This is a genomic window from Streptomyces sp. NPDC040405 (assembly GCF_055595765.1).
Genome location: NZ_JBVIVI010000001.1, coordinates 827,016 through 836,017 on the forward strand (window position 1 = coordinate 827,016; position 9,002 = coordinate 836,017).

General features: G+C 69.8%; 7 protein-coding genes. 5 read left to right on the forward strand and 2 right to left on the reverse strand.

The features are described 5' to 3' along the window. The first annotated feature begins 4 nt into the window (after nt 1-4). From chvE to ACZ59A_RS03675, 5 genes are all read left to right on the forward strand, one after another. Nucleotides 5-1,114 (forward strand): multiple monosaccharide ABC transporter substrate-binding protein, encoded by a 1,110-nt coding sequence (gene chvE / locus ACZ59A_RS03655; protein WP_470953002.1) that lies wholly within the window; start codon nt 5-7, stop codon nt 1,112-1,114. A gap of 14 nt (nt 1,115-1,128) precedes the next feature. Then, on the forward strand, nt 1,129-2,691 hold the full coding sequence (mmsA, locus tag ACZ59A_RS03660) for a multiple monosaccharide ABC transporter ATP-binding protein (RefSeq protein WP_470953004.1): 1,563 nt from the start codon (nt 1,129-1,131) through the stop codon (nt 2,689-2,691). Next, nucleotides 2,688-3,920 (forward strand): multiple monosaccharide ABC transporter permease, encoded by a 1,233-nt coding sequence (gene mmsB / locus ACZ59A_RS03665; protein ID WP_470953007.1) that lies wholly within the window; start codon nt 2,688-2,690, stop codon nt 3,918-3,920. Before mmsA ends, mmsB begins: the two co-directional genes overlap by 4 nt. A gap of 48 nt (nt 3,921-3,968) precedes the next feature. Next, nucleotides 3,969-5,132, forward strand: a complete 1,164-nt coding sequence (locus ACZ59A_RS03670) for an aldose epimerase family protein (protein WP_470953010.1) — start codon at nt 3,969-3,971, stop codon at nt 5,130-5,132. 87 nt (nt 5,133-5,219) lie between these two features. After that, nucleotides 5,220-6,467: a pyroglutamyl peptidase gene (locus ACZ59A_RS03675; RefSeq protein ID WP_470953017.1), complete on the forward strand. Its 1,248-nt coding sequence runs from the start codon at nt 5,220-5,222 to the stop codon at nt 6,465-6,467. Between the two features lie 23 nt (nt 6,468-6,490). On the opposite strand, the gene ACZ59A_RS03680 is transcribed toward ACZ59A_RS03675, so the two are convergent. Together ACZ59A_RS03680 and ACZ59A_RS03685 are read right to left on the reverse strand one after the other, a co-directional pair. Next, nucleotides 6,491-7,279 (reverse strand): EI24 domain-containing protein, encoded by a 789-nt coding sequence (locus ACZ59A_RS03680; protein WP_470953019.1) that lies wholly within the window; start codon nt 7,277-7,279, stop codon nt 6,491-6,493. Between the two features lie 18 nt (nt 7,280-7,297). Continuing rightward, complete coding sequence (locus ACZ59A_RS03685; RefSeq protein WP_470953021.1) at nt 7,298-8,647, reverse strand: jacalin-like lectin; 1,350 nt, start codon at nt 8,645-8,647, stop codon at nt 7,298-7,300. Nucleotides 8,648-9,002: the final 355 nt, after the last annotated feature.

The following is a 9,002-nucleotide window of genomic DNA, read 5'->3' on the forward strand; positions in this document are numbered from 1 at the left end:
CACCATGCGTACGGTAAGAGGCGCACGAGCCGCGGCGATAGGCGCCGGCCTCCTCGCGCTCTCGCTGACCGCCACGGCCTGTGGCCAGGAAGCGGTCGGTGGCAGTCGGTACAAGAGCAAGGAAAAGGGAGGGACGATCGGCATCGCGATGCCGACCAAGTCCTCCGAGCGGTGGATCACCGACGGCCGCAATGTGGCCAAGCAGTTCGCGGCGGCGGGTTACAAGACGGACTTGCAGTTCGGCGAGGACGACGTACGCACCCAGGTGGCCCAGCTCGAAAACATGATCACCAAGGGCCACCGGCTGCTGGTGATCGCGCCGATCAACGGCGGGGCGCTCAACGACGTCCTCAAGCAGGCCCATGAGGCCAACATTCCGGTGATCTCCTACGACCGGCTGCTCCTGGGCACGAAGAACGTCGACTACTACGCGACCTTCGACAACGAGAAGGTCGGCAGGCTCCAGGGCCAGTACATCGTCGACAAGCTGGGGCTGGCCAAGGGCCGCAAGGGCCCGTTCAACATCGAGCTGTTCGCCGGGTCGTCGGACGACAACAACACCGGGTACTTCTACAAGGGCGCCATGAGCGTGCTCAAGCCGTACATGGACAAGGGCGAGCTGGTCGTCCGCTCCAAGCAGACCAGTCTCAACCAGCTCTACACCGAGAAGTGGAGCGGAAGCGCCGCCCAGGACCGCATGGAGGACCTGCTCAACAAGGCGTACGGCAACGACGACGTCGACGCCGTGCTCTCGCCGTACGACGGCATGTCCATCGGCATCCTCTCGGCACTCAAGAGCGCCAGCTACGGGACGAAGGCCAAGCCGTTCCCGGTGGTGACCGGGCAGGACGCGGAGCTCGCCTCCGTGAAGTCCATCGTCCGGGGCCAGCAGACGCAGACCATCTACAAGGACCTCCGCAAGCTGGCGAAGGCCACCGTGCAGATAGCCAAGGCGAAGCTGACCGGCGGCAAGCCGCCGATCAACGACACCAAGTCGTACGACAACGGCGAGAAGGTCGTGCCGACCTATCTGCTCAACCCGGTCAGCATCGACAAGTCCAACACCAAGGTGCTGGTCGACCAGGGTTACTACACCGCGTCGCAGCTGAAGTAGGGCGGGTCCGGGCTATGAGCACCATTCTCGAACTGCGCTCCATCACCAAGACCTTCCCCGGTGTCAAAGCGCTCTCCGACGTCAACCTCCGTGTGCGCCAGGGCGAGATCCACGCCCTGTGCGGGGAGAACGGCGCGGGCAAGTCCACCCTGATGAAGGTAGTCAGCGGAGTCCATCCGCACGGCTCCTACGACGGCGAGATCCTCTTCGACGGCGAGAGCTGCTCCTTCAAGGACATCCGCGCGAGCGAGCAGCGCGGCATCGTCATCATCCACCAGGAACTCGCGCTGATCCCGTATCTGTCCATCGCCGAGAACATCTTCCTCGGCAATGAACACGCCACCCGCGGCCTGATCAGCTGGAACGAAACCCTCAAGCACGCCAACGCCCTGCTGAAGCGGGTCGGGCTGACGGATTCGCCGCAGACCCGGGTCACCGACATCGGCGTGGGCAAGCAGCAGCTCGTGGAGATCGCCAAGGCGCTCGCCAAGGAGGTGAAGCTGCTGATCCTGGACGAGCCGACCGCGGCGCTCAACGACGAGGACAGCGGCAAACTCCTCGATCTGCTGCTGGAGTTCAAGGCGCAGGGCATCTCCTCGATCATCATCTCGCACAAGCTGAACGAGATCCGCCGGGTGGCCGACTCCGTCACCATCCTGCGCGACGGCCAGTCCATCGAGACCATGACGGTCCGGGAGACCCCGGAGTCCGAACCGGAGGTCTCCGAGGACCGCATCATCCGCGGCATGGTCGGCCGCGACCTCGACAGCCGGTTCCCCGAGCGCACCCCGTACGAGGGCGAGGACGCCGCCGAGGTGGCCATGGCCGTCGAAGACTGGACCGTGCACCACCCCATCGACCAGCAGCGCAAGGTCGTGGACGGGGTGTCGCTGAACGTCCGGCGCGGCGAGATCGTGGGCATCGCCGGGCTGATGGGCGCGGGCCGCACGGAGCTGGCGATGAGCGTCTTCGGGCGGACGTACGGGCGCTACGCGGGCGGCCGGGTCCTCCGCGACGGCCAGGAGGTCCGTACCCGTACCGTGCCGGAGGCCATCGACCACGGCATCGCGTACGTCACCGAGGACCGCAAGACGTACGGGCTCAACCTCGGGGACACCATCAGCCGCAACGTCTCGCTCTCCTCGCTCCCGAAGGTGGCCCGCCGCGGCGTGGTCAACGAGCACGAGGAAGCGCGGGTCGCCGAGCGGTTCCGCAAGACCATGAACATCAAGGCACCGACGGTCTTCGAGCGGGTCGGCCGGCTCAGCGGCGGCAACCAGCAGAAGGTCGTCCTCAGCAAGTGGATCTTCGCTGGCCCCGAGGTGCTCATCCTCGACGAGCCCACCCGTGGGATCGACGTCGGGGCCAAGTACGAGATCTACACGGTCATCAACGACCTGGCGGCGCAGGGCAAGGCCGTCGTCTTCATCTCCTCCGAGCTGGGTGAGCTGCTGGGGATGTGCGACCGGATCTACACGATGGCGGCCGGACGGCTGACCGGGGAGGTTCCCCGGGCCGAGGCGACCCAGGAAGTCCTGATGCGCCATATGACAAGGGACAGAGGAGACGAAGGATGAGCACGGCCACCCAGAAGACCGAGAGCCCGGCGCCACCGCCGGCCGAAGGCTCCAAGAGCCTCGGGACGCTGCTGCTCCAGGGCATGCGGACCAATATGCGGCAGTACGGGATGCTGGTCGCGCTCGCCCTGATCATCGTCATCTTCCAGATCTGGTCGGACAACATCCTGCTGCGTCCGGGGAACGTCACCAGCCTGGTGCAGCAGAACGGCTACATCCTCATCCTCGCCATCGGCATGATGATGGTGATCATCGCGGGGCATATCGATCTGTCGGTCGGCTCGCTCGTCGCCTTCGTCGGCGCGGCCGCCGGCGCGATGATGATCAAACACGATATGCCGTGGGGTCTCGCGGTCGTCCTGTGTCTGCTGATCGGCGCGCTGGCCGGGGCCTGGCAGGGCTTCTGGATCGCGTACATCGGGATTCCGTCCTTCATCGTCACCCTCGCTGGAATGCTTGCCTTCCGCGGCGGCACCCAGATCCTGCTCGACGGGCAGTCCCTGTCGCCGTTCCCCGACGGCTTCGAGAAGCTGAGCACCGGCTTCATCCCGGAGATGGGCCCGTACACGCAGTACCACAACCCCACGATGGTGCTCGGCCTCATCGTGTGCGCGGCCGTCGTCTGGCAGGAGTGGCGCGGTCGGCAGCAGCGCGCGGCCTACGAGCTGGAGGTGGTCCCGCTCGGGCTGTTCTTCGTCAAGTGCGCGGCGATCGTGGCCGCCGTGATGGCGTTCACCATGACGCTGTCCAGCTGGCACGGGGCGCCGTACGGGCTGCTGGTCCTGGCCGTGCTCTTCGTGATCTTCAGCTTCGTGATGCGCAACACCGTCATCGGACGGCATGTGTACGCCCTCGGCGGCAACCAGCCGGCGGCCAAGCTGTCGGGTGTCCGGGACAAGCGCGTCACCTTCATGGTGTTCGTCAACATGGGCCTGCTGTCCGCGCTCGCCGGTCTGGTCTTCGCCGCCCGGCTCGGCTCCGCCACCCCCAGCGCGGGCCTCAACTTCGAACTGGAGGCCATCGCCGCGGCGTTCATCGGCGGCGCGTCGGCCAGCGGCGGTGTCGGCACGGTGCTGGGCGCGATCATCGGTGGTCTGGTGCTCGGTGTGCTCAACAACGGCATGTCGCTGGTGGGTATCGGCACCGACTACCAGCAGGTGATCAAGGGACTGGTCCTGCTGGCGGCGGTCGGCTTCGACGTCTGGAACAAGCGCCGGGTCGGCTCGTAGCCCGCCTCCCCCACTCCTCCTGAATTTCTGACTTCTATGGAGCCGCACATGACCACGAGCAGACGCACGGTGATCACGGCCGCGGCGGCGGCCGCCGGAGTGGCGGCCGCGGGCCCCGCGCACGCGAGCACCGGCACCACCCGGAAGGGCGAGGGACACGCGGTGAAGGAACACTTCGGCACGCTGGCCGACGGCACGAAGGTCGACCGCTGGACGATCGAGAACGGCCGCACCCGGCTGGGTGTGCTGTCGTACGGCGGTATCGTCCAGACCCTGGAGCTCCCCGACCGGCACGGCCACCGGGCCAACGTCTCCCTCGGCTTCGACAACCTGGACGCGTACGTCGCCAACAGCCCGTACTTCGGCGCCCTCATCGGCCGCTACGGCAACCGCATCGCCCGCGGCGCGTTCACCCTCGACGGCAAGAAGTACCAGCTGCCCGTCAACGACGGCCCCAACAGCCTGCACGGCGGCGACAAGGGCTTCGACAAGCGCGTCTGGTCCGTCGAGCCCTTCCGCAAGGGCGCCGACGTCGGCCTCACCCTGCGCCGGGTCAGCCCCGACGGCGAGATGGGCTACCCGGGCACGCTCACCGTACGCGTCGACTACACCCTGACCGCGGCGGGCGACTTCCGCATCGACTACGAGGCCACGACGGACAAGGCCACCGTCGTCAACCTCACCAACCACACCTACTACAACCTGGCCGGGGAGGGCTCGGGGTCCATCTACGACCACCGCCTCCAGATCGCCGCCGCCCGCTACACCCCGGTCGACAAGACCCTCATCCCGACCGGCGAGCTGGCCAAGGTCGCCGGGACGCCGTTCGACTTCCGCCGCGCCAAGGAGATCGGCCGCGACATCCGGGAGGCCCACCAGCAGGTGCTGTACGGGCAGGGCATCGACCACAACTTCGTCCTGGACAAGGGCATCACGGACCGCCCCGAGCACTTCCTGACGGTGACCGAGCCGTCCTCGGGCCGCGTCATGAAGATCGCCACCACCGAGCCGGGCGTGCAGTTCTACACGGGTAACTTCCTGACCGGCACCTTCGCGGGCACCTCCGGCCAGGTCTACCGCCAGGGCGACGCCTTCGCCCTGGAGACCCAGCACTTCCCGGACTCCCCCAACCAGCCGGACTTCCCCACCACCGTGCTCCGCCCGGGCGACACCTACCGCTCCACGACGGTGCACTCCTTCTCGACCCGCTGAGCGATCGGCTCTGCTTCCCTCCCGCTCCGCGTTCGCGCGGGCGGGAGGTTCGTCGTTTCCCCCTTCCCTCCGAGAGGCCGCCCTCGTATGAGACCGATACGCACCCTCCTGACCCTCGCCCTGGCCGCCCTCCCCCTGGCCCAGACCACCCCGGCGGCCGCCCGGGAACGTACCCCCACCGTGGAGGAACAGCGCCTCGAACAGGCGGCACCCCAGGAGATCCTGCGCCGCAGTGGCTTCGACGACGTGGCGCCGGGCTTCGCGCGGGACCTGGCGCGCGTACGGTCCGTGGCCGAGGCCGAGCGCGTCGTGCGCCGGGACGGCGGGCGGCTGTGGCAACGGGCGGTGGACCGGGTGCAGGGTCGGGGCCCCGCGGGCGGCGACCTCAGCCGGGGTGACGACCGGCCGCTGTACTGGGCACGGCTCGGGATGACCCGCGCCCTGGGCGAGTGGCGGCCGGGGTTCCCCCTCGATGACACCCGCCGCGCCGAGCTGCTGCGTTCCCTCGAACGCGGCTCCCGCGGCGAGGACTCCCTCACCCTCCCCACCGGCAAACACATCAAGCGCGTCGTCGTCACCGGCTTCGACCCGTTCCAGCTGGATGCCGACGTACGCCGCTCCAACCCGTCCGGCGCGGCGGCGCTCGCGCTGGACGGCACGACGATCCGTACGGCCGACGGCCCGGCCCGTATCGAGACCGCCGTCTTCCCCGTCCGCTGGGCGGACTTCGCGGACGGCACGGTCGAGCGCACCCTGCTGCCCGCCTTCCGGCCGGGCCCGCGCCGGGTGGACGCCTTCATGACGGTGAGCCAGGGCCGGGTGGGCCGCTTCGACGTCGAGCGCACCAACGGCGCCTGGCGCGGCGGCACCCCCGACAACGCCAACGTCTCCCGCACCGAGACCGTGCCGGTCCCTCCCGGTGTGCCGACGCCCGTCCCGCAGCCCCAGTGGACGACGACCTCCCTCCCCTCCGCGAAGATCGTCGCAGCGGACACCGGGCCGGTCCCCGTGTACGACAACACCACCGTCACCGAGATCCCGGCGGGCGCCACCACCCCGGTGGTCCGCCCCGAAGGACCGACGCCCGGCTCAGCCGCCGTCGCGGGCGGTGGCGGCAACTACCTCTCCAACGAGATCGCCTACCGCGCCACGCTGCTACGGGACGCGGTGGCCCTGAACGCCCCGGGCGGCCACCTCCACACCCCCGTCCTGCAGTTCGGCCCGGACAACACCGACCCGGCAACGGGCCGGATCACCGACCCGGACTTCGTCCGCAACCGCGAGGCCATCACGGCCCAGGTCCGTGCGATCCTCACGGTGGTCGCGGCACGCTGATCACCGCTCGGCCAGCAGCAGGGCTACGCGCCGTTCACGGCGTCCGCCGCGGTGTCGCCCTGGGCGATTGCCTCGTCCTCGCCCGTCAGGTCGCGGACCAGCAGGGTCGCGCCCGCTACGGCGCCCGGCATGAGGAAGACCGCGACCAGGGGGAGCAGGAAGAGCACGGCAAGGGGGAGGCCGAAGCCTACGGTGAGGAGGCGGCGGCCGCGGAGCAGGCGGCGGCGCTCCGTCAGCAGGATGCCGCGGCGCAGCAGGGCCACCGAGGTCAGTTCCTCGGCGAGGAAGAAGCCGGTCACGCAGAGGGCGAGTGCGGGGATGACGGTCTGGCCGGCGACCGGGATGAAGCCGAGGGCGAAGAAGAGCACGCTCCACAGGGTGACGCGGATGAGCAGGACGATGGCCTCACGGATGCCGATCCACACCTCCTGCCAGGTGGAAAGGCCGGACTCGGGGACGGCACCGCCCTCGGAGCGGTCGACCTCCTCGGAGAGGGATTCGTAGAAGGGCTGGCCGACCAGGAGCGTGACCGCGGTGAATGTGATCACCGCGAGGAAGAGGCAGGCCGCGGCGAAGAGGATCGCGAGGGCGCCGCGGAAGACGCCGAGCCAGGGTGAGGACCAGTCGTCGGCGAAGGGGGTGGACCACGCGATGACGTCGTCGGTCCAGTAGAAGAGCACGACGAGCGCCGCCGCGTAGCCGACGAGGGTGATGAGGGCCGGGAGCATCCCGATCCCCCACCACCTGCCGTGCTGGGCCACCCAGCGTTGGCCCTTCACCAGATAGCCGATGCCCACTCCAAGATCACGCATGGGCGGAAGCCTACTTGGCTAGCGTGGCGCGTAGATGACGCCCAGCTTGTCGATCTCCTCACCGGCGCGGCCGGTGAAGCCCGCGATCTGCCACCCGTCGGGGGCGGTGTAGGTGGCGGTGTCGGAGGTGGGGGTGCCCGCGGCCACGGTGCGGCCCGTGTCGGTGGTGAAGGCCGCGGAGAACAGGCGGGTGCGGCCGTCCTTCTGGCCCCGGGTGAGGGTGACGGAGGTGAGGTGTTCGGCGGCGCCGAGGGTGAGGGAGGCCGGGGTGCCGCCACTGCCGCCGTGGCTGAGGGTCGTACCGCCGCTCAGGGCCAGGGACACCGCGTCGAGGCGGGAGCCGCCGCGCAGAGTGAGGGTGCGGGGCGCGGGGGTGGCGGGCAGGTCGTCGGCGTCGTTGAAGGCGGTGCCGTGCGGCCCGCCGAACTGGTCCCCGGCGCGGAGGGTGTCGGCCGCCTTCCAGGAGAAGTCCACGGTGTGCGGGTAGTGGTCGGACAGCGGCTTGCCCTCGGCGTCGAGGAAGTCGGCGTCCTCGTTGTTGTAGCGGGTGGCGGTGAGGGAGAGCAGCGGGCCGGAGCGGTACAGGACCTTGTCGACGACCTCACAGGTGTTGGTGACGTGGTCCGGGTCGCATACGAGCGCGTCGGACCCGGCGGGCGGCGCCGAGCCGCCGCGGACGAGGTTCACCCAGGCGTCGGTGAGCCCGTTGCGGGTGGCGAGGTCGCGGATGTTGTCGGCGGCGCGGGTGTAGCGGGTGTTGGTGTCGCCCATGACGAGCACCGCGTTTCCGGCCGAGTTGGCGGCGATGAAGTCGGAGAGCTGGGTGACGTTGGCGCGGCGGGCGGCGAGGTCGGCGTCGGTGGTCCCGGCGTTGGTGTGCACGTTGTAGAGGTCGAGGTACGCGCCTTCGGCGAGCCGCACCCGGGCCAGCGAGAAGCCCTTGGGGGTGAGGCAGTCGGTGCCGTTGCACTTGGTCCACTTGACCCGCTCGAAGTCGTCGTACGGCAGGTCGGAGAGGGTGTTGAGGCCGTCGCCGAAGGCCGCGCCACCGCTGGTGGGGGTGCGGTACGGGTGGTCGTCACCGGCGTAGAGCGCGGCGTGGTAGTTGAAGTCCTCCTGGACGTTGACGATGTCGTACGGGCCCAGGCGGGGCGAGATCAGCGGGGTGTTCTTCGCGGGGTGGCCGGAGGACAGGCCCTCGGGGAGTCCGGCCACGTTGTAGGTCAGGGCGCTGAAGGAGCCGGTGGCGGCGCCGGGGGCGACCGGGGGCTCCGCCGCGGAGGCGGGGGCGGTGGCGGGGAGAAGTGCCGCGGCGCAGGTGGCGAGGGTGGCGGCGGCCACGGCGGCTAAGCGTCCGATAGGTCTCACGGTGGTGGGTCCTCTCGACGGGCGTCCGAAGCCGGGCGGCTCCGGGTGCGGGCGGTTCGAGTACCGGTGGTTCGGGTGCGGGCTTCCGGAACAGGGTGGCGCAGGATGCGGGAATCGGGAATCGGGTGTTGGGTGTTGGGTTCCGGGTGGACGTCTACGCCGGCACCGCGATGCGCGGCCCGCAGGGCGACTACGCACCCCCACGCCAACCCGATGTGGGTGCTGCCGTCGTGACGGAGCGGGGGGGGGGGGGGGGGGGGGGGGGGGGGGGGGGAGGGGAGGGGGGGGGGGGGGAGGGGGGGGGGGGGGGGGTGGGGGGGGGGGGGGGGGGGGGGGGGGGGGGGGGGGGGGTACG

Coding starts and splice junctions, on each gene's coding strand:
- mmsB (WP_470953007.1), top strand. CDS start 2,688: ATGAGCACGGCCACCCAGAAGACCGAGAGCCCGGCGCCACCGCCGGCC.
- ACZ59A_RS03670 (WP_470953010.1), top strand. CDS start 3,969: ATGACCACGAGCAGACGCACGGTGATCACGGCCGCGGCGGCGGCCGCC.
- mmsA (WP_470953004.1), top strand. CDS start 1,129: ATGAGCACCATTCTCGAACTGCGCTCCATCACCAAGACCTTCCCCGGT.
- ACZ59A_RS03675 (WP_470953017.1), top strand. CDS start 5,220: ATGAGACCGATACGCACCCTCCTGACCCTCGCCCTGGCCGCCCTCCCC.
- chvE (WP_470953002.1), top strand. CDS start 5: ATGCGTACGGTAAGAGGCGCACGAGCCGCGGCGATAGGCGCCGGCCTC.
- ACZ59A_RS03680 (WP_470953019.1), bottom strand. CDS start 7,279: ATGCGTGATCTTGGAGTGGGCATCGGCTATCTGGTGAAGGGCCAACGC.